The organism is Flagellimonas sp. CMM7, assembly GCF_021390195.1.
GTDB lineage: Bacteria > Bacteroidota > Bacteroidia > Flavobacteriales > Flavobacteriaceae > Flagellimonas.
Genome location: NZ_CP090003.1, coordinates 847,206 through 871,199, shown reverse-complemented (window position 1 = coordinate 871,199; position 23,994 = coordinate 847,206). Strand labels below are relative to the sequence as shown.

The following is a 23,994-nucleotide window of genomic DNA, read 5'->3' as shown; positions in this document are numbered from 1 at the left end:
TATTAAATAACAATTAAAGAGCAATATTAAATGAAAACATTTGGAGCAAGTAGAGAATTCATTAAAGGTGAAGATCTCGATTGGGAAGTTGTAGGTGAGGGCCTAAAAAGAAAGATTATGGGCTATGATGACAAAATCATGCTCGTAAAAGTTCATTTTGAGGTTGGAGCTATTGGTCAAATGCACGAACATTATCACTCACAGGTTACCTATGTAGAAAGTGGAAGTTTTGATGTGACCATAGATGGCAAAACCCAAACACTTAAAGGTGGAGATTCATTTTATATTCCACCGCATGCAATGCATGGAGCCATTTGTACAGAAGCCGGTGTGTTAATAGATGTTTTTAGCCCAATTCGTGAAGACTTTATGCAAAGCCGTTAAAAAAAGATACACAAAAATCAATTCTTGATGTTTTGCTGTGCTTTAATAGCATAATACCATAAAATTTTAACATTTTAATTTAAGATAGGTTTTTTTTTAACCTTTATATAACATATATTTGGTGAACCAATTTGGTTAACCAGTTTGGAATACCAATAAAAGCAACACTATTATGAAAATATAACCCAATAAAAAAAAGGATAGGTGCACGCCTATCCTTTAGATGATATCACTTCTTTGGAGGGAAGTAATACTTAATCTGATACACTTTACTTAAAAAATGCACCTGTCAAAATTAAGGAAATTTAATTTATTGGCTTATCGTGTTTTATTAGTGAAAGTGAAATACCATCACAACTGCACTATGTGAATGGAATTGTAATGTTAATTGACACAAATTATTGAAACTAACTAAAACAAATGAATTTAAAAACTAAACTATTATTAATTGCAATATTGCTTTCTAATATTCAATTATTTGCCCAGGACAACTACAGTCTTGCGGGCACAGTGACGGACACAAACAGCGTTCCAATCCCTGGAGCGAATGTTGTTGTTTTGAATACAACAAAAGGAACTCAAACCGATTTTGACGGTAACTACTCCATCCAAGTTTCCGGTGGAGATGTATTACAGTTTTCATATATTGGTTATGCTACGCAAACTATTATTATTAGTGGGCAAGCATCAATAAATATAACGCTACAAGAAGATACCAGCCAACTTGATGAGGTTGTTGTTATTGGTTATGGTACACAGAGAAAATCTACTTTAACGGGATCTATTTCCAAAGTGGTTAATGATGATTTGGACCAAATTGCGGTGTCAAGGGTAGATGAAGCCCTTATTGGTCAAGTATCTGGGGTCAATATTCAGGCTACCAATGCAGAAGCAGGTGGTGCTCCGACCATTACCATTCGTGGTTTTGGATCAATAACCGCAGACTCTGGCCCTGCATTAGTGGTCGATGGTATAGTGGTAAGCTCTGATTTTTTGGCAAATATTGATATGAACGATGTGGAATCGTTCGAAGTATTGAAGGATGCAGCATCGGCGGCTATTTACGGTAGTGAAGGCTCTAATGGTGTTATCCTTATTACCACAAAAACTGGTAAGGCTGGTAAAACACAATTTAGTTATCAAACCTACTTAGGTTTTAAGGAGGCTCATGGAAGTGATGATTATAGGAAGAGCGTTGCAGATTGGGCTAGAATAGAACAAGCCGCTACCGGAACACTTTCAGGCGAAACTTTATACGCACAGGATCTTGTTAGGATTACCGGAATCGACAGGGATTGGCAAGATGTTTTCTTTGATGGAGGAAACGTTATAAGTCATTCTTTTTCTGCAAGAGGAGGTTCTGAGAATACCAAGTTCAGTGCATCTTTAAGGTCGCTGCATGATGAGGGTGTTGTTATCACAGATGACTATACATCATACATCGTAAATTTGAAATTGGATACAAAATTGACTGACAAATTAAGATTTGGGCTTAGAGCTTCACCATCTTTCACAGAGCAAAGAAGGTTGCCTACATCAATACATAACCCAACACGTCAGTCACCATGGTTGCCTATCTATCATACTGAGGAAACGCTTGAGTTTATAAATAGAAGCAATTATCCAGATGTAGGTGTTGGAGATTATTTCTTTGAAAACCATTTGGAAAACAGGGATTATGACAATGATGGCAATACGGAAAGACCCCGAACTTCTGGTGATTCAAATCCATTTGCACAATATGTTGAGCGTGAGCATTATGAGGATAATACCAAGTTGTTCGGCTCTACATATTTTAGTTACGAAATTTTGGACGGGCTTACAGCTAAAACATCTTTAGGAGTCACTTTAGAACAAAGAACACGAAGAAGATGGGACGGTACAAAGCACCATGCAGCTGGTAATAGCCGGGCTCAATATAACTTGCAGAACAGATTCCGTACAAGACTGATTTCCGATAATACGTTGAACTACAGCAAAACATTCGGTGATCATGATCTTGGTTTTCTTGCAGGGATGACAGTGCAGCAGAGGAAATCTGAAGAAAGTATTACTACTGGAAACGGATATTCCAATAATTTACTTAAAAATTTACAAAGTGCAACGGCAATCGCAAGTTTTTCAGAGGTCAATACCGAACTTAGAAAGGTAGGCTACTTTGCCAGGGTTAATTACGCCTACAAAGACAAGTATTTATTCAATGCTTCTTTCAGGCGAGATGGTAGTTCTGTCTTTGGCGTAAATTCTAAATATGGTAATTTCCCCGCGGTATCTGCAGGTTGGAATGTAGCCAAAGAAGACTTCTTAATTAACAGTGACCTTGTAACTAATTTAAAGCTTAGGGCCAGTTATGGTCTTACTGGTTCAGAGAATTTTAATGTAGGAGACCAAACTGTAAACACTTGGCCCTACTTGGCCTTGTTGCAAAATTCCAACGCCATTGTTGATGGTAGTGTAGCTCCGGGTGTTTCGCCACTTAATATTGCAAATGCATTGTTACAATGGGAAGCTTCCGAAGAATTCACAGTTGGATTGGATTACGGTTTTTTAAACAATAGAATTTCCGGTTCCATAGATTATTACCAAAGAAATAGTGACGAATTACTGTTAAATAATCCAGTTTCATATGTCACAGGTTTTAATAATGGTATTGTGAATTTGGGAGAAGTTCAAAACCGAGGGTTGGAACTTGAACTTAGAACGAGAAATATTGTTAACGAGAAGTTCCGATGGAGTTCTACTTTAATTGCCTCTACCAACCAAAATGAATTGTTGAGTTTTGGCGACTCGAACAATGCACTTATAGAGGATACATACGGTAGAAATTCTCAATGGATCAATCGAATAGGGGAGCCAATATCATCTTATTGGGGTTATGTTGTAGATACTGATGTGTATGATGATACCCAGTTTAGAACAACCTATGTCGACAATCCATGGAATCGAATTAACGGACAAGCTGATGACACCATTGTTAAAGACCTCAATGGTGACGGAATTATTACCGAAGAGGACAAAACTATTTTAGGAGACCCTTATCCAGATTTGTTGTACAGTTTTACCAATGACTTTCAGTTAGGCGCCTTCGATTTATCATTTCAGGTCCAAGGAAGCCTTGGGGCCCAAGTAAATAACATTGGAGATCAATACTTCTATAATTGGTTTGGAAATAGAACCAGAAGTGGTGGTGAATTACAAGCAGTAGCCGATGGCCTTGTTCCACACCCATCTTTCATTCAAGAAAAAGTACTGACAAGTGAAGTCATTGCAAGCGCAGATTACTTTTCGCTACGTAATGTAAATCTTGGTTATAATTTTTCAGATGATGTACTATCCAAATTCGGTTTAAGCGCTTTAAGAATTTATGTCACCGGTCAGAATCTGATTTACATCACTGCTGATGATTATCATGGTTTCAATCCAGAACATGATGATAATGGTAATCCAAGAGCCTATGGCTCCCAAAGAGCAGGAACACCGATATTCAGAACCATGACGTTAGGGTTGAACATTGATTTTTAATTACTAAAAAATAAAGTATGAAACATATAAAATATTTAATCTTTGCCATAACAGGATTTGTTCTCACTTCCTGTAGTGATGAGTTTTTAAATCCATTACCAGATACCTCGGTTGCGGTAGATGCGTTTTTTCAGTCCGATGCGGATGTATTAGCTGGAGTTATCGGAATCTATGATGCCCTTCAAGGGGTCAATGAAAATACCGTAACAAATATTGGTAATGCGAACAGAGGGATACAATTTGAACACCTTTTAACGGAGCATCGTACCGATAATACGAGAAATGCCACACTTGAAGGTTCTAAATCTGATTTTCATAGATACGTGGTAAATGCTAACAACGTAGAATCTGAAGATTATTATGCTTCCATGTATGAGGTGATTTTTAGAGTTAATAATATCTTGAATTTTATTGATGTTGCGGACGCAAGCAATCAAGCACGTTATGCGGCAGAAGCCAAATTCTTAAGGGCCTATGCGTACTTTAAATTGGTTAGGTTGTTCAGCGATGTACCCTTGGTAACAGAAGTGGTAGGGCCTACAGATGAAGAAGCCCTTTTTACAAGAATACCTGAAGCTCAAATTTATACCCAAATAGTAGCCGATTTGCAAGAAGCGGTGGCTGTATTGGATAACACCTATAAATCTAGAGCTTCCAGGGCAGCCGCACAAGCCTTGTTGGCAAAAGTATATTTAACACAAGCAAGTCCCAATTATACAGGTGCACAACAATTATGCGAAGCGATTATCAATAGCTCAGAATTTGATTTAGAGCCCAACTATAATGATGTATTTTATTCAGAATTGAATGATGAAATAATTTTTGCAATTCAATTTGAATCAGGAAATGCTCAAGAAAGTCAAAGTTTTTCATCTGAGTTTACTTCTTCAGTTCGTGCAGGTAGAGAAGATGGACAAAACATAGTCAATGATAATCTTAGAATAGCTTTTGTCTCCAATGGAGGAATTAGGACAGCAACATCCATTACCGATTTTGATGGGACACTTGCACCTGATGAAAATGAAGTCGCAAAGTTTTTCCCGGATGGATTTGATGTAAATGCAGATCCTGACCCTTATGGTCCAAATGCCCGAAATGCTGGGAATGATTACATCGCAATACGTTTTGCCGATGTGCTATTGATGCATGTTGAAGCGATAATGGCTGGAGGTGCGTCAACTAGTGTCCCAGGTGCTGTAACTTCCTTTCAAAGGGTCAGAGATAGGGCATTTCCAGATACTGCTCCAAACCCAATATCAAGTATATCCAAAGATGAACTTTTACTTGAAAGGCGCGTGGAGTTGGCATTTGAGAATCAGCGCTGGTTTGATTTGTTAAGATTTGGTGTTGCAGATGATATATTGACAGCACATGCAGCTGAAATGGGATATATCTATAATTCAAGAGCCCTATTGTTGCCAATTCCGGCTAGAGAAATAAACATAAGCAAAGGCCTTTTGACACAAAACCCAGGGTATTAATATTTATATAAAACACTATGAAATATAAAGTAAAAATATTTAGTAATACAAAATGGCTGCTCTTGAGTTTGGTTGTAGCTGGTTTTGTTGTTAGCTGTGTAGGTGATGAACTGTTTCGAGATGAGTTGCCTGACGCAAATTCTAAAGCGGACACTGTATTTCCAGAAGCTAACTTTGCTTATGCATCATCTTCTGATGATTTTAGAATGATTAATTTCAGTAACCTTTCTTCCGAGGCAACATCATTCACATGGGATTTTGGAGGAGGAAATACGTCAACTGATTTAGATCCAACATTTACATTTGAAGGTGGTGAAGGCACCTATCCCGTAACATTAACAGCTAGTGATGCAAATGGTATTACGGGTGCTATAACTATAGATGTGATGGTCGTCGAAGGACCATTTCAGCCCATTATTCTTGAGGCAGGTTTTGAGGATGACACCTTACCAGAAGGTGGTGGTGATGGCCGAGACTCATGGAGAAATAATGATTTAGGCGGTGTTATTCAGATTACAGGCGATCCGGTAACTTTTGGTGATCAAGGTGCTAAGTTACCCGTTCCTGCTGGGGATCGTATTGGTTACCAAGAGATTACTGTAGAGCCTGATACAAATTATGACTTAAGATTTTGGTACACCATGTTAAGCGGTTCGTCCGATCCTTCGCTAACTGTTGCCGTGTTAGGTGTTACAGAGTTTGGTCCATTTGAAACCAAAGAAGAAGCTTTAGATGGTATTATTGCTTCTGTAACTGTTACCGATGACTCAGAGCCCGATGTTTATGTGCAACAGAAGTTGTCCTTTAATTCTGGAATCAATAATACCGTTGCAATTTATTTCACCAATGGAGGTGTTGAAGCTAGATTGGACGATTTCACCATTGATGTAGGAGCTGCCGGTGCAGTGCCTCCTTCAGCAGGATTTGATGTAGAGCAAAGTGAGGCCAACTTTCTAGAGTATACTTTCACTAACTCATCAACAGGTGCCGTGACTTATGAATGGGATTTTGGTGATGGTAATTCTTCAACAGAAGAATCTCCAACTCACGTCTATGTAGATGCAGCTGAATATGTAGTAACACTTACAGCCACAAACGAATCTAATTTGTCTACTGAATTAAGTAAAACAATAAATATACTAGCACCAGTTACAGCAGACTTTACTTCTCAGGTAGATGCTGGCGATTATAGAACGTATACTTTCATGGATGCTTCTGAAGGTGCGGAAATGCTTTTATGGGAATTTGGAGACGGATTCCAGTTTACAGGAATGAACCCTTCGCATACGTACGCAGAAGATGGGATTTTCACGGTAACGCTAACTGCGACTAGCATAACAGGTAATTCTCATGTAGCTACGGAAGATCTTGTAGTATCTCAAGGATTTGTGGTACAAGTGCTCAACGGTACTTTTGATGAATATACCTTTAATACGGGTGATAACGCAGATGCCTGGGATATGACTCCCAACAGTACTCTAGTAGACAATGACGGAAACACAATTGATAGTCCTTACAGACCGCTTTGGTTTAATGAAGACTTGCAGGATTGGTTAGAAATAGAGTTTAGCGATGATAGTGAACAACCTGGTTCCACCAGTGATGGAAACAACGACACTAGAGGAGGAAAACTTGAAGAGCCTAGCCGCCGCTTGTATCAAGTAGTTCAAGTACAGCAAGGAGTTTCGTATACCTTCTCAATTGATTCTCGTACATCAGGCTATCAAACTAATTCTGATGTTTTCATATTGAACACTGAAATTGCAGATGAAACAGGAATCAATACATCTACTTCTGACCCTGCTGTTGATGCATACTTTGAAATCACAAATGATTTCAATGCAGATTCAGGTGTGTTCGTGACCAGTAGCTTTACTTTTACACCATCTACAAACCAAATAGTCATTTATGTGAGGAATGTTGATGTTGTTGACAATACAGCTGAAGCTTTCTACGATAACATAGAAATCACTGATTAATTAGAATCCATTGTTTTAGATTAAATACCACCCAGATTATAAATTGGGTCTGGGTGGTATTATAACGCAAGAGCTGAATAAATAAAAATAGATATAGTAACGATTACACCTAATAAGAATTGATAAAATGAACATTTTCCGAAAGAAATCTCTAACAATTTTTTTAATGATATTTCTAGCTGTTGGTGCTACTTCTCAAAACAAGAAAAGTAGTGGTACAGAATCGGATAGCAAAATTGAAAAACGAAATAAAAAGAAGAAAAAGGTAAAACTACCAAATATAGATTTAAGCCATTGGAAGGTTACTATACCCGAGGGTGAAGGAAAAGGAGGTGCAATTAGTGTTTCACCACCTGAGATATTGGACTACGCAAATAATGAGGTTTTAGCACCTTTTATGTACAATGATTCAGTGTCTGGCGCATTGGTTTTTCATGCGTATCCAACTAATGCCACTACGGCCAATACAAAATATTCGCGATCAGAACTTAGGGAACAGATGGAACCCGGGAATAATAATGTCAATTGGACATTTGCACAAGGCGGTACATTGAAAGCTAAAATGGCTATGGGCGATGTTTCAAGAACGGATGATGGAAAGTATCACAATGTAATCATTGCTCAAATACATGGTCGTTTGACAAATGAACAACGAGAATTGATTGGACAGAAAGATAATAATGCTCCACCTATTTTAAAGATTTATTGGCAAAATGGTAAAATCCGAGTGAAAACCAAGGTTTTAAAATATGCAGGGGTGGACCAAAAAGCAATTTTGTACAAAGAAGCGTGGACCGATGATAAAGGCAAAAATTTTGAACAAGAAGTCGGTTTTCGAAAATTTACAATTGAAGTTAAGGTCAGTGATGGTAAAATGGTAGTTTCCTTAAATAAAAATGAGTTTTTTGTTTACGATAATGCCAGTATAAAACGATGGGGAGTATTTGAAAACTATTTTAAGATTGGAAATTACTTTCAAACCAGAGATGAAGGAGCATTTGCGAACGTGAAAGTCTACGAGTTATCCGTTGAACATTAACCGTTTCAAAACCACAAATAAAAAAATAATTGTTTTAATCCAATTACCCAATGTTTAAAAATCTACCCAGTCTTATTTGTCTTTTGCTAATTCTTGGCTCATGTGAGGATAACAATTCAGTTGCTGAAGAAAAAGAGGATGAAGTATCTATTGAGGAGCCTATAACCGATGTAGTAGATATGCCAGAGCCAGAGCCAGAAGAAACTTCTTTTATCCTACCGGAAATTGATTTGAGCAATTGGAAAGTAACGTTGCCAATAGGACGCCCTGATGAAGTGGAGCCTCCGGAAATATTGGAATACGCTACCGATGAAAAGCTAAAACCGTTCATGTATAATGACTCTATCGAAGGTGCTTTGGTTTTTTACACTTATCCCGGAGCCACTACTGCAAATTCCTCTAGATCAAGAACAGAACTTAGGGAACAAATGGAACCTGGCAGTAATTCGGTTAATTGGACGTTTTCCCAAGGAGGGAGGCTTAAAGGCACATTAGCAATGGATGATATTTCTAAAGATTCGGACAACAAATACCATAGAACCATCATCATGCAGATTCATGGCCGTTTAACAAATGAACAAAGAGATTTAATTGGCCAAAAAGACAATAATGCGCCACCAATGCTTAAGATTTATTGGCAAAATGGTGTAGTAAGAGTAAAGACTAAAGTTTTAAAAAACCCAGATGTTTCAGATACTGAAATTTTGCATACGGATGCATGGACGGATGATGAAGGCTTTAATTTTACTGAGGAGGTTGGGTTCAATAAGTTTTCATTAGAGGTCTTGGTTTCTGACGGAAGAATGGAGGTGATTTTAAATGATACGGAGTCTGTTGTATATGACAGTGATGATATAAAAAAATGGGGTGTTTTTGAGAACTATTTTAAGGCAGGGAATTATTTGCAAACGTCTGATGAAGGTTCATACGCCAGAGTAAAATATTATGATTTAGAGGTTGAACATTGAGAGTATTTTTTTGAGTTAGTTTAGTTGAATACCAAAAACTATTGGCTAAAATTTTTGGCCAATAGTTTTTTATCCAGACTTTGAAATTAAAGTGAGTAAGAATGAAAATAATGCGTTACAGGTTAAAGTAATTTGCTTAAATTTAACAAACCAATCTGGTTAACCAATTTTAGATTGTATAAAATAGTATGAGAGTTGAGATACTTACAAAGAATGAAAATCAAGAAGTACAGAAACGTATTATTTCTAAACTGAGGGATTTAATAAATTATAAAAACTTAGAACCGGGGGACAAATTACCATCCGAAAGGATGTTGTCCGAAAAGTTCGAGGTTAGCAGAAGTAATGTTAGAGAAGCTATTCAAAAATTGGAGTTTTTTGGCATTCTAAAATCAAGACCACAGAGCGGTACTTTTATCGCCAATATTGGAAGAGTGGCCATGAGTGGAATGTTGGATGATATATTAAGGCTAGAGGATCCAGATTTTAAATCACTTGTCGAGACACGAATTTTACTGGAGTTAAAAACGGTAAGATTGGCTGCCCTAAGAAGAACAGAGGAAGACTTGGAAAAAATGCGCCAGGCGTTAGATGCTTACAGACAAAAAGTATTGGATGGGAAAGATGCGGTGGAGGAAGATTTGTTGTTTCATTTGGCCATTGCCAACGCCAGTAAGAACAGCACTATGAATACTTTTATGTTGATTATTACTCCAGAGATTATCACCAATTTTGAAAAGTATCATGTGTGTGATAATAACCAATCTTTTTTAGGCATTCAGGAGCATGAGGATATTTATCAAGCAATAAAAAATCAAGATCCTAAGGTGGCAAAAGAAAAAATGAAGGTTCACTTCAAAATTTTATACCAATACTGTTATAATACAAAAGATTAAGAAATAAGATGGAGGACGAAATTGCACGCTTTTGTCTTCAATCATTAAAAAAGGAGGGAAGTAAAACTTAACAAGAACATCATGGATCCTGCCAATATGCGGCTTACCATATCCATCAGGTTTTAGTTTTTATAAGTTTTATGTTGTGAGACTATTTAATATGGAAATCACCTGTGTTTTCCTGATTGCATGGTTATACCATCCCGTTGACTATAAAACCAGCTAATATGAAAGTTAAAGGCTTAAGATGGTGGATAATAGGCTTAATATTTATAGCTACTGTTATCAATTATATTGATAGAACGGCGTTCGCCTTACTCTGGCCTCAAATGGGTGAAGACTTAGGAATGGATAAGTCTGACTATGCCGTAATGTTAAATGTTTTTATGGCGTGTTATGCCATTGGAAAATTTGCATCCGGAAAGTTATATGACACCATTGGAACACGTTTGGGATTTACGGTTTCCATTATTGTTTGGTCAATTGCTTCAGCGTTTCATGCTTTTGCAAGGGGTATTGTTACACTTTCCATTTTTAGAGGACTATTAGGACTTGGAGAAGCGGGAAATTGGCCAGGTGCTGTTAAAAGCAATGGAGAATGGTTTCCGGTTAAAGAACGAGCAATAGCACAAGGTATTTTTAATTCAGGAGCGTCAATAGGAAACGTTATTGCACCTTTTATTATAGTATTCTTATACACCAAGTTTGGTTGGCAAACTACCTATATCATTTTAGGAGCGGTGGGTATCTTGTGGGTAATACCATGGTTGTTTTTAAATAAGTCAACCCCTGAAAAACATCCTTGGGTAACAGAAAAAGAAAGAAACTTAATTCTTGATAGTAGAATAGATAAGGGTAAAGAGGATGTTGCCAAAGTAAAAAGTCTTAGTGTCGTTAAAATATTAAGCTATAAGCAATCCTGGGGAGTGTTATTATGTAGATTTTTTATTGAGCCCATCTGGTGGTTTTTTGCCGGGTGGATGCCAATTTACTTAAATGATAAATTCGGATTAAGTATTGAAGAAATCGCGGCAACCATGTGGATATCTTATCTGATGGCTGCTGTAGGTAGTATTCTTGGCGGTATGTTTACCAAAGAGTTAATGAAAAAACTTTCGGTAGATGCTGCAAGAAAAATAACAATAACACTAGGGGGAGCACTCATATTAATGGCCTTTGTCTGTATTATAACACTGGTAAAGGAAAACAATTTTATGACCTTCATTTATTTTGCTGGATTGGCCCTTTTTGGGTTTCAATTTGCAATTGGAAATATCCAAACCATTTCAAGCGATTTGTTTAGAGGGCCTTCAGTTGGAACCTTGGCAGGACTTGCAGGCACTATCGCAGCCGTTTCACCTATGATCATGAATTGGTTTGTTGGCCAAATAACAACCCAATCGTATACGCCAGCATTTATTGCTATTTGCGTTTCGGTTGTACTTGGAGTGGTTGCAATTTTCGGTTTGATCAAGCATATAGAACCAGTAAGGAAAACAATAGAGTTGTAATAAAGAAAACAAGAATAATTTTAGAATTAAAAATAAAATAATGAGTAAAATCGAAGGGAAAATAGCCGTTGTTACAGGGGCTACAGGAGGTATAGGTTTCGAAGTTGCAAAAAGATTAGGTAAAGATGGATATACCGTAGTTTTAAACGGTATCGAAGATGACGCAGGAGCAGAAAGGGTGAAAGAACTTACAGCAGAAGGAATAAAAGCAGAGTACTGTGGTTTTGATGTCACCAGCGAAGAAGCTGTAACGGCCAACATCACAAAAATTGGTGAAAAATATGGTAAAATAGATGTGTTGGTTAACAATGCTGGCGGATTAGGCGGAAGGTCTAGATTTGAAGAAATGACAACGGATTTCTACAGATTTGTAATGGCACTTAATCTTGATTCAGTGTTTTTTGCCTCAAGAGCTGCAATCCCCTTCCTAAAAAAAGGGGAGCACCCTTCAATAATTAACTATACGTCAAATGCAGGATGGACTGCCGGTGGTCCTGGAGCCGGAATTTATGGAACATCTAAAGCTGGTGTTCATGCAATAACCAGAGCATTGGCAAAAGATTTGGCCGAATATGGGATTAGGGCAAACGCCGTATCACCAGGAACTATTGATACCCCATTCCATGCTCAAATTAAAGCAACAAAACCGGAAGTTTTTGCATCATGGGCAAACAATATTATGCTTGGAAGATTAGGGCAACCAGAAGATGTAGCGGGTGTTATTTCTTTCTTAGCAAGTGAGGATGCCTCTTTCATAACAGCAGAAACAATCCAAATTGGTGGTGGACAGGCTTTAGGAATTTAATATTTTAGAAAGTATGACAATGGATAAACTTAAAGGGAAGATAGCGGTAGTTACTGGTGGCTCTAGAGACATTGGCAGAGCAATATCTATTAAACTGGCCAAAAAAGGGGCTAAAGTTGTGGTCAATTATTTTAATTCTGAGGCTGGTGCATTGGAAACAGTAGAGAAGATTCAGTCTTTTGGTGGACAAGCGATTGCAGTTAAAGCAGATGTCTCAAATATTGAAGATATCAAGAATTTAAAAGCAAAAACCATTCAAACCTTTGGTAATAACATTGATATTTTGGTTAACAATGCTGGCGGTCTTTTTGCACGTAAAACTCTTCAAGAGCTAGATGAATCATTTTATGATTTAGTGATGAACGTTAATTTTAAATCTACCGTTTTTGTCATGCAAGAATTTGAACCTTTAATGAGCAAAGGAGCTTCAATTATTAATCTTTCTTCACAAGCCGCTAGAGACGGTGGAGGTGGAGGTTCTTCTTTGTATGCTTCTTCAAAAGGAGCCGTTAGTACATTTACCAGAGCCATGGCTAAAGAGCTTGGGCCAAAAGGGATAAGGGTAAATGCGCTTTGTCCTGGTCTAATTGCAACCAAGTTCCATGATGATTTCACCAAAAATGAAGTACGAACTAAAGTAGCTGGCAGTACACCCTTAAGAAGAGAAGGGAATGCGGACGAAATTGCCGATTTGGTGGCATACTTGGCTTCCGATGAAGCATCATTTGTAACCGGGAATAATATTGATATTAACGGCGGGCTAGCCTTTAGTTAAGTTTTATAACAATAATATCAATCAAATAAATATATTAGATAGATGAAGAAAGTAGTGACCTTCGGAGAGATAATGCTGCGTTTAGCACCTCCTGGATTTTTAAGGTTTTCACAAGCCAATAGTTTTGATGTTGTCTATGGTGGAGGCGAGTCCAATGTGGCGGTATCGCTGGCCAATTATGGTGTTCCGGTTGACTTTGTTACCCGTTTGCCAAAAAACGACATTGGGGCATGTGCATTGATGGAAATGCGTAAGCGGGGAGTGGGCACAGATAAAATCGTCTACGGTGGCGATAGGCTTGGAATTTATTTCCTTGAGACCGGAGCCGTTTCGCGAGGTAGCAAAGTGGTCTATGATAGAGCGCATTCAGCAATCGCGGAGATTGAAAAAGGGATGATAGATTGGGACAGTGTCTTTGAAGGCGTTGAATGGTTCCATTGGACTGGGATCACGCCCGCAATCTCCCAGGGAGCTGCCGATGCTTGTTTGGAGGCAGTGCAAGCAGCCAGTGAGCTAGGTGTGACCATTTCCACGGATCTGAACTACCGGGCCAAATTATGGAACTATGGAGGAGACCGTGAAGCGATAATGACCGAACTTACTTCCTATTGTGATATCGTTCTGGGTAATGAGGAAGATGCAGAAAAGCATTTTGGCATAAAGCCAGAAGGATTGGACATCACAACTCAGGGAGAACATGTAAAGGCTGAAGCATTCCTTTCGGTTTGCACACAGATGATGGAAAAGTTCCCTAGGGCCAAAAAAGTAATAACTACCTTAAGAGGCTCCATATCAGCTTCGCACAATACATGGGCAGGAGTACTCTATGATGGAGAGACGATGTTCAAGTCCCCGGAATACCAGATCACACATATCGTGGACAGGGTAGGAGGGGGAGACTCGTTTATGGGCGGATTGATATATGGATTGTTGAAATACCCAGAGGACGATCAAAATGCTTTAAATTTTGCTGTAGCGGCCTCCTGTTTAAAACACACTATTAAAGGAGATGCTAATTTGGCAACAGTGGCGGAAGTAGAAAAGTTGATGAGTGGAGATGCCTCGGGAAGGGTAGCAAGATAGAAAGGACAATGGCACAATATTCAAGAATAGAAGTAGTACAGGTAATGCAAGAAACGGGCATGGTCCCTTTGTTTTATCATGCAGATGTAGAATTAGGCAAGAAGGTTTTGAAAGCCTGCTATGATGGTGGGGCCAGATTGATGGAATTTACTGCAAGAGGGGATTTCGCCTTTGAGGTGTTCTCGGAGCTTAACAAGTTTGCGATAAAAGAACTCCCGGGAATGATCATGGGGGTGGGCTCGATTACGGATGCGGCCGCCGCTTCAATGTACATGCAGATGGGAGCGAACTTTATAGTCACCCCTTCGCTAAGAGAAGATATTGCTATGGTGTGCAATAGAAGAAAAGTACTATGGTCTCCAGGTTGTGGCTCGTTGACGGAGATCAATAGGGCAGAAGAGTTGGGCTGTGAAATTGTTAAACTGTTCCCCGGTTCTACCTATGGCCCCGGTTTTGTAAAAGCAATAAAAGGGCCACAGCCATGGACAAGCGTTATGCCCACTGGAGGAGTAAGTACGGAAGAGAGTAATCTAAAAGCATGGTTTGATGCTGGTGTAACTTGTGTTGGAATGGGTTCCAAACTGATATCAAAAGAGATATTGGCGAAAAACGATTTTAATGGTCTTGAACAGTTGGTTAAAAGTACTTTGACAACAATACAAAAGTTAAGAGCTTAAATATGTTCATGGGTTTTTCATCACCGTTTTTACCTAATAGTGTAGCATGGAGGTGAAAAAATCACTATCAAAGAAAATACTTGGTCTGATACTAGGTTTTGGGCCAGGCATTTTCGCTATTGGCTATACAATAGGCACAGGAAGTGTAACGTCCATGATTGTTGCGGGAAGTACTTATGGCATGCAACTGTTATGGGTGTTATTACTTAGCTGTTTTTTTTCTGGAGTATTGATGTATGCATATGGTAATTATGCCCTGACCTCTGGAGAAACAGCGTTGTATAGTTTTAAAAGACACATCAAAGGGGGAAAACTTATCGCAATTCTAATAATAATTGGAATATCCTTTGGACAGTGGAATTCTCTTATGGGGATACTCGGTATTTCAGCCAATATTATTTTTGAAATCCTTGCAATATATCTTCCAAACCTTCGAGCATCAGAATATGAGATTGTACTGTTGATTGCTATTGTTGTAATAGCGATAATGTATGGTTTGCTGTTGATAGGAAAGTATACTTTCTTTGAAAAGATATTAGTGATTTTTGTTTCCATTATGGGATTATCCTTTCTAATCTCGCTTTTTATGGTATATCCATTGCCAATAGAAGTCGTTAAAGGATTGATTCCATCAATTCCCGATGTAAAAGGAGGTAAAATGCTTGTTGCTGCCTTTGTTGGGACTACCATGGCTGCAGCTACGTTCTTGTCAAGACCACTCTTCGTGAAAGGAAAAGGTTGGAACATGACTAATGGAGGACAACAGAAAAAAGATGCGATTTTAGCAGCTATTTTGGTTTTTGTTATAAGTGCGTCTATCATGGCAGTGGCAAGTGGGGCGTTGTTCCATCAAGGAAAACCTGTAACCCACGTATTGGATATGGTTTCAACATTGGAACCTGTAGCGGGTAAATTTGCGTTGACCTTATTTTTCTTTGGAACGCTTAGTGCCGGACTTTCTTCCATTTTTCCATGTTTATTGATTGCGCCTATATTGTTGGCAGATTATCAATCTGGAAAATTAGATACCAATTCCAAACAATTTAGGATAATTACGGCCATTGCTTGTCTGTTTGCTCTAATTGTACCCATCTTTGGCGCCAATCCCATTGAGATGCAAATCGTATCTCAGGTGTTTAATGTGTTTGTCTTACCTCTTGTGATTATTGGAATTCTTCTTCTTATCAATAACAAAAAAATAATGAAGGAACATCATACCAGCAAATGGGTAAACATGATTTTGATACTTTCTTTGATGTTCGCCTGTCTTATCTCCTACAACGGTATATCAGCATTATTAAATTACTTTTAGTACAGATTTTATTTAAAGTATTACTTTTAAAAAATTAAACTTATTGCTTTAAATATTATGAAGACAAGTGGGGAAAATATTTTAGGATACAATCTTTCATCCATTGGGAAAGCTGTTTTTTTTGCAAAAAACCCAGCAACAGGAAATCAACTCGAAACTCCTTACCATGAAGCTACTCTTGAAGAGATAAATCAAGCAATAACGCTTGCTGAAAATGCTTTTACCCTATACCGAGAGAAGACTGGAGAAGAAAAAGCTTTGTTTTTGGAAACAATAGCTAAAGAATTACTTCAAATAGAAGAAGAACTAGTTGGCCTATGCGCTCAGGAAACTGGATTACCTGATGGTAGGTTAAAAGGGGAATTGGGTAGAACTACAGGTCAATTGAAATTGTTTGCGACCGTTTTACGAGATGGTTCATGGGTGGATGCAAGAGTTGATGAAGCCGACCCCAACAGAACTCCCTTTCCCAAACCAGATATTAGACAAATGCAAATAGCCTTAGGCCCTGTTGGAGTTTTTGGAGCAAGCAACTTCCCATTGGCTTTTTCAGTAGCTGGTGGGGACACGGCATCGGCTTTAGCGGCAGGTTGTACCGTTGTTGTAAAAGCACATCCAGCGCATCCCGGTACTTCAGAATTGGTTGGTACAGCCATTGTTTCAGCGGCTAAACGTTGTAATATGCCAGACGGAGTGTTTTCATTGGTTCAGGGGCCATCTATTGCTGTTGGACAAGCGATTGTTCGAAACCCTTTAATAAAAGCTATCGGTTTTACAGGTTCATTTAGGGGAGGTAAGGCCTTGTTTGATGAAGCTGCAAAGCGGGAGGAACCCATACCAGTTTATGCTGAAATGGGAAGTGTAAATCCTGTTTTTGTTCTTCCGGGTATTTTAAAGGAAAATCATCAAACTTTGGCAGAAGGTTTGTCAAACTCCGTTCAGCTGGGTGCTGGACAGTTTTGTACCAACCCTGGAATCACCGTCTTGCCTAAATTAGAGGAGAGCAGTCTTTTTGAGGACACACTAAAGAATAGCATTGCAACGTCAACGTCTACTACCATGCTCACGGAAGCAATTCAAGGCGCTTATTCCCATGGTCTTGAAAAGTTAAAGACAAAGAAAGAAGTAGCATCCATTGCAACAGGAAACAAGGCGGAAGGTCAGGCTCAAGGAGTTGCTGAGGTGCTGTCCGTATCCGCAAGTAATTTTTTAGCTGACAAAGAGCTAGAAGAAGAGGTTTTTGGACCATCAACACTTTTGGTTCAAACAACGAATAAAAATGAAATCATGGAGATAGCTAAAAGCCTCAATGGTCACCTTACGGCCACTGTCCACGGAACTCAAGAAGACCTGCAGGAATATGCAGGTCTATTGAAAATATTGGAGCGTAAAGTGGGTAGAGTCCTCATTAATGGCTTCCCAACCGGAGTGGAAGTATGTCACTCCATGGTACATGGAGGTCCATTTCCGGCTACTACCGATGCAAGGATGACTTCTGTGGGAACTGCTGCAATAACAAGATTTACAAGACCAATATGCTATCAAAACTTTCCGGAATCACTGCTCCCTGATGAATTGAAAACTGAAAACCCTTTGAGTATTTTAAGAATGGAAAATGGAAAACATGTGCTTCCGTAATCAAATAGAGCAATTATCCCTTGGTTTTACACCTAATGCTGCGCTAAGGCTTTTCTTTTAATTAGAATTTAAATCTCTTTTTTCAAAGCCTTGACATCTGTTATTAATTGCGCTATGGACGATCTATTTAAACCATTATAGATACCTCTTATGTGCTTGTTTTTATCAATTAATAAGAAGTTTTCTGTATGTAGAAAATCATCAATACTTTTTAGTTCTCCCAAATCATTCTCTACAAAATAGTGGTCTCTACCAAGATTGTAGATTTCCACCTTATCCCCTGTTACCAAATGCCATTTGTTGTCTATTACATCATATTTATCGGCATATGTTTTTAAAACGGATACAGAATCTATTGATGGCGTTACGGAGTGTGAGAGTATTAATACCTCAGAATCATCTTTAAAAGCGTCCTGTACTTTGGACATATTATTCGTCATTTTTAGGCAAATACCGGGGCAACTTGTAAAAAAGAAGTCTACAATGTATATTTTTTCATCAAATGTTTTTTGTGTGATGGTATCACCCAACTGATTGGTTAATTTAAAATCAGGTATTTTGTGAAACCTCTTTTCTTCATCGCTCCCAGGGGTTATCCAGTGCGGCGTAAAAGATTTGTCGCCAAAATATGGCAGATGCTCCACCCTGCTGGTTTCTTCAACTTTGATGTTTTCTTTTTTGATTTCCCTTTTACAGCTTATAAGGCAAACCAATAGGAAAACAGATATGCTACTGGTTTTTAGAAAGTACAACTTCTTCATCTTCTAATTTATAACATGAATTGGCACGTCTCATTCCAAAAATTCTTCCATTTTTAGCCTCATAGTTTACATACATTTTTCCGTTTTTTAACCAAGCCCGTTGTAAACCTATTTCTTTTCCGTCCACTAAATTTCTTGATTTAGCCAACTCCCCAGTTTTGTACCACTTTTTCTCGTTTCCTTGGATTCTCCCATTTTCATAGTTAGCTTTTGATGCCAAAACTCCATTATCCCACCATGCTTTATAGCTGCCCACAAGTTTATTTTGATTGTAATGGGATTCAATTTTTAAAACCCCGTTTGGAAACCACACTTTTGCAACCCCCATTTTTTTGCCTTTGTAAAAACCAATTTTTTGCTGGAGCGAATCATTCATGTGATATTTTACTGCATAACCCGTGAAAAGTAGACCTTTAAAATACCAATTACCTTCATTACCGTTTAGAACAAGACTGTCCTTAACAACGACAACATTTGGAATAACTATTTCTTTACTAGCGTTATTCGTTTTTGGTACGGGGCTATTTTCGCAACTCAGAATATTGCTGGCAAACCACAGTAAAAGTAATTTGGGGATTACCTTCATTTAATATCCTTGATAAGGGCCTGCAAATACAATGTAGGAACCGGTTGTTGAATAAACCTCGTTAATAATGTGATAGTGGTATTCTTCAACACCATCCGTATATTGAGTAGTGGAAGTATGCCCGCCAGATGAATCTAAATCTGTGGGATAAGTGCCTGTTGAGTTACATTTTCTTCCATAAATAAATACACCATCCAATAAAACTCCAACTAAATTTTCATCATCATTTGAAAAAGCGACAGGTTCTAGGTGATAGTGGTATACACCTGGGCCTATATGTGCTCCGGTCCAATCTAAACTTGCAGCTGCCTGATCTAGTGCACCACCTCCTTCCTGATCATTGAACAAGGAAGAACCACTAACGGCTATTCCTATGGTGCCTAGCTCTGTCTGTACGGTGCTGCCATTTAAATCAGGAACAGCATCCACCGTAATGGTCGTAGCATTATTGTTGCTTGACATAATTGAAGGTGTTAATGCTACATTCGGTTCATCCAGATAAAGATCATTACCTTCACCCCAATAAACAGTTTCATGATTTGGTAGACCTGTTGTTTCTATGGTTACAGTAGTGCCACCATCGGATAAATAGATGTCAGTTGCTTCAGAGTTAAAAGCTGCAAATGCAGCGGGTAGCTCAGCTAATGCCGTATCATTTTCATCAATACCTGTGTCATCATCCGTAAATGTATCATCAGTGTCACTTGAGCAGGAGAGTATTGCTATTGAAAATAGCATAGTTAAGTTTAAAATAGGATTCGTTTTCATACTACTATATTTTTTGATTATTACTTTCTATTAGGACGTCCCTGTCTTTTGGGTTTAGGGGCTTTTTTAAACTCCTCTTTGTTGATGTAGCCATCTTCATTCAAATCAACTTTATCGAAATCATTTTTTAGAGGCCCTTTAACCTCTGCTTTGGAAAGTTTACCATCTTCATCCTTGTCCATTTTTTTCAAAAGTTTCTCAAATGTGGGAGGCTCTCTTTCATCAGAATTTCTGTCTCGCTGCTGAGCTTTTAAATTACAGGAAGTCAAAATTCCAACTACTCCCATAGAGAGTGCTAATTTTAAAGTGCTGTTCTTCATAATATGATTGTTATGCTTTTAAGTTTAGATGCGTCTTTTATTAAAAACTTGTGGTCATTGATAATTTTTTTCTACCCTGATTTTAAAAATCCTTCTAAATTGCATTAGGATTAACCATATAATGTATTGGAGGACAAGCAGTTTTTAGAGGATCTTAGAGCGCAGAAACAGTGCGCCTATAGCAGATTGTTAGAGGAGTATCAAGGCAAGGTTTTTAATACATGTTTGTCGTTTGTTCCCAATAAAGAAGATGCAGAAGATATTGCACAAGAAGTTTTTGTGGAGGTTTACAATTCCGTAGGAAAATTTAAAGGCAATGCTAAACTGTCTACATGGATTTATAGGATTTCTGTGAACAAGAGCTTGGAGTTTATAAGGAAGAAAAGCGCCAAAAAGCGCTTTGGTTTTATGCAATCTATTACTGGAGGCGGTTTACCTATGGATAAATCGACCTATTTTACTGAATTTAATCATCCGGGAATCCAATTGGAGAATAAAGAAAAAAGCGAACTGTTATTTAATGCCATAGCTAAACTTCCTGAAGCACAAAAAGTGGTGTTTACCTTGCATAAAGTAGATGGAATGAGCTATAAGGAAGTAGGTGAGGTTACACAAAAAAGTATATCCTCGATAGAGTCATTATTGTTTCGCGCAAAAAAGAATCTACAGAAGATTTTAACAGAATATTATAAAAATGAACCTTAGGCCGCAAGGTTGGATAAAAAAATACATCTAAACTATTATAACAATAAAAATCATGGATGGTAAAAAAATTACACAGCAAAAAATTGAGGAGGCACTAGATTCAGTATCTCATATTGAAGCGGTGAACGCCCCTCCGTTTTTTAAAGATAAGGTACTTCAAAGATTGGTGAATAACAATCAAGTAATTGAAACTTCGAATCTACTGGGGTGGTTTTTACCCAAGTATCAAATAGCTGCATTGGTTGTTTTTGCTTTTTTAAACTTTGGTGCGCTATATGTGTATAACAATAGCAATCAAAAGGATGAAATAAAAACCTTTGCGCAAGCATACGGTCTTGCTGCAGACGAAGACAATTCCATTCTAAACTAAAGAACAGTATGAAGAAAAATCTACTCTTAGGTCTGCTGTTGCTTTTTTTGGTAGTGATGAATGGAATACTGCTTTTAATGTTATTTCAGCAAGGACCAAATAGAAGGCCTCCGGGACCTCCTGGAAATTTTATTGTCAAAGAATTGAGCTTTGATATAAATCAAATGGAACAATTTAAAGAACTAAGTCAAGGGCATATGCATGCGATAAGAAGGATTGATGAACGTATAAGAAGACTAAAAGATGAACTTTTTAATGGGATAGGGGATGAGCAATTTACTACACAGCATGCAGACTCAATTACCACCTTAATTGCACAGTTAAGCAAAGAGAAGGAGTTAAATGTATTTAACCACTTTGAGGCAGTAGGCAAAATTTGTACTCCTGAGCAAAGAGCCAAACTCAATAGTATAATATCCGAAGCGCTGCACCATCATGGAAAAGGTAGGAGACCTTAATGGATAAACTGCAATGTTATTTTATAATATCTAGAGCCTGGAAAAATTCCAGGCTTTTTTGTTCTAGCGCAAGTTTTTTAGAAAAGACGCATCTAAATATAATATAAGGTAGTCAAGATACTTTTTGATTGATGATTAAATTTTTGGTTGATAGGAAACCCAAGTGCATTGTTACTTGGGTTTTCTTTTGCATAAAAATGAGCAAGACTTACCACTGCTAACATATTCTAAAGGCTTTTAACCCATGGCATTGGTATTAACCCTAACTTGCTGTTGTAATGAATGTTAAAATTGTTCGACCCAATATTCAAGTTTAACCAATCACAAATAGTCAACCAACTATGTCAAAAAAGCTTATCGAGATTACCAAAATTTCAACTCTTGAAGAAAAAAAACCAGCATACGCCTTAGTTAAAAACACAGATTTAGTTATTATAAAACATGAAACAGGTATATCTGTTTTATATGGTCGTTGCCATCACAGAGGTGCTCTTTTGTCCGATGGTCATGTTGAAGGCCAAAACCTTATTTGCGGAGTCCATGGATGGGACTATCGGTATGATACAGGAATAAGTGAATACAATAATGACGAACGGCTTCATAAGTTTAAGGAATATGTAGAAGGTGACTCATTGCAAGTTGATGAAAATGAAATAGCAGCTTTTGAAGGCGAACACCCACAACCTTTTGACAGAGGTGCCTATTTGGGCGCTTATGCAGATACACATCCTGAAGATACCGAACCCTATACAGGCTACATCAAGGAATTGGCTCAAAACGGCCTTAAAAATCTAGGGCATCACGGGTTTTCCTCATCCATGGGTGTGGATAGAAATACCTTGCCTAAATGGAATGACATCCAATTTTTACCGGCGCAATTGGCCAGCAGACCTCTTTTAGATCATGAAGAAGTGGCCACGAAGGTGGTAATTGGTCCAAAGGCTAAAAAACCGTTGGTTCTGGATATTCCTTTATTTGTGAGTGATATGAGCTTTGGTGCATTATCCAGAGAAGCAAAGATTGCGCTATCCAAAGGAGCGGAGATGGCCGGAACAGGAATTTGTTCAGGAGAAGGAGGAATGTTGCCAGATGAGCAAAAAAACAATTCCAAATATTTTTATGAGTTGGCCTCTGCGCAGTTCGGTTTTTCTTGGGATAAATTAGAGAATGTACAGGCCTTTCATTTTAAAGGTGGACAAGGAGCCAAAACAGGTACCGGAGGACACCTACCTGGGAATAAAGTAAGTAAGGAAATTGCCGAGGTAAGGGGATTAAAACAAGGTGAGACAGCAATTAGTCCCGCTACTTTTCCAGACTTTCATGGGGTGAAGGATTTTAAATCCTTTGCAGAAAAAGTTAGAGCGCACACGGGTGGAATACCTGTAGGATTTAAAATTGCGGCAAGTCACATTGAAAAAGACATTCAATTTGCATTGGATGTTGGTGTGGACTATATCATTTTAGATGGACGCGGTGGCGGAACTGGCTCTGCGCCAACAATTTTGAGAGATAACATCAATGTTCCCACAATTCCAGCATTGGCAAGGGCCAGAAAGTATTTAGATAAAGTTGGAGCTACAGATGTTACACTTGTTATTACTGGTGGATTACGAATTGCAGAAGATTTTTCTAAAGCTTTGATGCTAGGAGCAGATGCTATAGCCGTTTCCAATTCAGCTATTCAAGCCATAGGTTGCTTAGGTATGCGAGCTTGCGGCAGTAATAATTGCCCAGTAGGTATTGCCACGCAAAAAGAAAACCTAAGAAGTAGATTGATTATTGATGTTTCGGCCAAACAGTTGCGTAACTTTTTTAGCGCTACCAATGATTTAATAAAAGTGGTGGCCCGTTCCTGCGGTTATAATGATGTTTCAAAATTTAATCATGATGACCTATCAACTTTTAATAAGGACATGCATGACCTAACGGGAATCAACTATGCTGGAGTTCAATAAA

The 23,994-nt window shown here is 38.2% G+C and carries 22 protein-coding genes; 18 read left to right on the top strand and 4 right to left on the bottom strand.

Annotation, left to right across the window (positions count from 1 at the left end; genetic code table 11):
* Window positions 1–30: 30 nt before the first annotated feature.
* The 14 genes from LV704_RS04020 to LV704_RS03955 all read left to right on the top strand — a co-directional run bounded on the left by LV704_RS04020 (window position 31) and on the right by LV704_RS03955 (window position 18,070).
* Window positions 31–384 (top strand): cupin domain-containing protein, encoded by a 354-nt coding sequence (locus LV704_RS04020; RefSeq protein ID WP_163421624.1) that lies wholly within the window; start codon window positions 31–33, stop codon window positions 382–384.
* A 420-nt stretch (window positions 385–804) separates the two neighbouring features.
* Window positions 805–3,906, top strand: coding sequence for a TonB-dependent receptor (locus tag LV704_RS04015; RefSeq protein ID WP_163421625.1), 3,102 nt, complete (start codon window positions 805–807; stop codon window positions 3,904–3,906).
* Between the two features lie 17 nt (window positions 3,907–3,923).
* Window positions 3,924–5,387: a RagB/SusD family nutrient uptake outer membrane protein gene (locus tag LV704_RS04010; protein WP_163421626.1), complete on the top strand. Its 1,464-nt coding sequence runs from the start codon at window positions 3,924–3,926 to the stop codon at window positions 5,385–5,387.
* 17 nt (window positions 5,388–5,404) lie between these two features.
* The gene (locus LV704_RS04005; protein ID WP_163421627.1) at window positions 5,405–7,366 is read left to right on the top strand and encodes a PKD domain-containing protein; all 1,962 of its coding nucleotides are present in this window, start codon (window positions 5,405–5,407) and stop codon (window positions 7,364–7,366) included.
* A 166-nt stretch (window positions 7,367–7,532) separates the two neighbouring features.
* Entirely contained in the window at window positions 7,533–8,405 is an 873-nt protein-coding gene (locus LV704_RS04000) for a polysaccharide lyase family 7 protein (protein ID WP_233782142.1), read from the top strand.
* Window positions 8,406–8,455: 50 nt separating this feature from the next.
* Window positions 8,456–9,373, top strand: coding sequence for a polysaccharide lyase family 7 protein (locus tag LV704_RS03995; protein WP_163421629.1), 918 nt, complete (start codon window positions 8,456–8,458; stop codon window positions 9,371–9,373).
* Window positions 9,374–9,561: 188 nt separating this feature from the next.
* Window positions 9,562–10,269 carry a FadR/GntR family transcriptional regulator gene (locus tag LV704_RS03990; RefSeq protein WP_163421630.1) on the top strand — a complete coding sequence of 236 codons (708 nt, stop codon included), beginning with the start codon at window positions 9,562–9,564 and terminating at the stop codon, window positions 10,267–10,269.
* A gap of 227 nt (window positions 10,270–10,496) precedes the next feature.
* The gene (locus LV704_RS03985) at window positions 10,497–11,780 is read left to right on the top strand and encodes an MFS transporter (protein ID WP_163421631.1); all 1,284 of its coding nucleotides are present in this window, start codon (window positions 10,497–10,499) and stop codon (window positions 11,778–11,780) included.
* Window positions 11,781–11,820: 40 nt separating this feature from the next.
* Window positions 11,821–12,585, top strand: a complete 765-nt coding sequence (locus LV704_RS03980) for an SDR family NAD(P)-dependent oxidoreductase (protein ID WP_163421632.1) — start codon at window positions 11,821–11,823, stop codon at window positions 12,583–12,585.
* Window positions 12,586–12,604: 19 nt separating this feature from the next.
* Window positions 12,605–13,360, top strand: coding sequence for an SDR family NAD(P)-dependent oxidoreductase (locus LV704_RS03975; protein WP_163421633.1), 756 nt, complete (start codon window positions 12,605–12,607; stop codon window positions 13,358–13,360).
* 42 nt (window positions 13,361–13,402) lie between these two features.
* Complete coding sequence (locus tag LV704_RS03970; RefSeq protein ID WP_163421634.1) at window positions 13,403–14,443, top strand: sugar kinase; 1,041 nt, start codon at window positions 13,403–13,405, stop codon at window positions 14,441–14,443.
* An 8-nt stretch (window positions 14,444–14,451) separates the two neighbouring features.
* Window positions 14,452–15,120 (top strand): bifunctional 4-hydroxy-2-oxoglutarate aldolase/2-dehydro-3-deoxy-phosphogluconate aldolase, encoded by a 669-nt coding sequence (locus LV704_RS03965; protein WP_163421635.1) that lies wholly within the window; start codon window positions 14,452–14,454, stop codon window positions 15,118–15,120.
* A gap of 46 nt (window positions 15,121–15,166) precedes the next feature.
* Complete coding sequence (locus tag LV704_RS03960; protein WP_163421636.1) at window positions 15,167–16,432, top strand: Nramp family divalent metal transporter; 1,266 nt, start codon at window positions 15,167–15,169, stop codon at window positions 16,430–16,432.
* A gap of 57 nt (window positions 16,433–16,489) precedes the next feature.
* On the top strand, window positions 16,490–18,070 hold the full coding sequence (locus tag LV704_RS03955; RefSeq protein WP_163421637.1) for an aldehyde dehydrogenase (NADP(+)): 1,581 nt from the start codon (window positions 16,490–16,492) through the stop codon (window positions 18,068–18,070).
* 68 nt (window positions 18,071–18,138) lie between these two features.
* On the opposite strand, the gene LV704_RS03950 is transcribed toward LV704_RS03955, so the two are convergent.
* From LV704_RS03950 to LV704_RS03935, 4 genes are read right to left on the bottom strand one after another with little or no spacing between them, the layout of a single operon-like run.
* Entirely contained in the window at window positions 18,139–18,831 is a 693-nt protein-coding gene (locus LV704_RS03950; protein WP_163421638.1) for an SCO family protein, read from the bottom strand.
* Window positions 18,800–19,417, bottom strand: coding sequence for a toxin-antitoxin system YwqK family antitoxin (locus LV704_RS03945; RefSeq protein ID WP_163421639.1), 618 nt, complete (start codon window positions 19,415–19,417; stop codon window positions 18,800–18,802). Before LV704_RS03945 ends, LV704_RS03950 begins: the two co-directional genes overlap by 32 nt.
* Window positions 19,418–20,185: a YHYH protein gene (locus tag LV704_RS03940; protein ID WP_163421640.1), complete on the bottom strand. Its 768-nt coding sequence runs from the start codon at window positions 20,183–20,185 to the stop codon at window positions 19,418–19,420.
* Between the two features lie 20 nt (window positions 20,186–20,205).
* Complete coding sequence (locus LV704_RS03935) at window positions 20,206–20,505, bottom strand: EF-hand domain-containing protein (RefSeq protein WP_163421641.1); 300 nt, start codon at window positions 20,503–20,505, stop codon at window positions 20,206–20,208.
* A 126-nt stretch (window positions 20,506–20,631) separates the two neighbouring features.
* Between LV704_RS03935 and LV704_RS03930 the strand changes: the two genes are divergently transcribed.
* The 4 genes from LV704_RS03930 to LV704_RS03915 all read left to right on the top strand — a co-directional run bounded on the left by LV704_RS03930 (window position 20,632) and on the right by LV704_RS03915 (window position 23,993).
* Window positions 20,632–21,210, top strand: coding sequence for an RNA polymerase sigma factor (locus tag LV704_RS03930; protein ID WP_163421642.1), 579 nt, complete (start codon window positions 20,632–20,634; stop codon window positions 21,208–21,210).
* Between the two features lie 52 nt (window positions 21,211–21,262).
* Window positions 21,263–21,580, top strand: coding sequence for a hypothetical protein (locus LV704_RS03925; protein ID WP_163421643.1), 318 nt, complete (start codon window positions 21,263–21,265; stop codon window positions 21,578–21,580).
* Window positions 21,581–21,588: 8 nt separating this feature from the next.
* Window positions 21,589–22,038 carry a hypothetical protein gene (locus LV704_RS03920; RefSeq protein ID WP_163421644.1) on the top strand — a complete coding sequence of 150 codons (450 nt, stop codon included), beginning with the start codon at window positions 21,589–21,591 and terminating at the stop codon, window positions 22,036–22,038.
* A 341-nt stretch (window positions 22,039–22,379) separates the two neighbouring features.
* Window positions 22,380–23,993: a glutamate synthase-related protein gene (locus LV704_RS03915; RefSeq protein WP_163421645.1), complete on the top strand. Its 1,614-nt coding sequence runs from the start codon at window positions 22,380–22,382 to the stop codon at window positions 23,991–23,993.
* Window position 23,994: the final 1 nt, after the last annotated feature.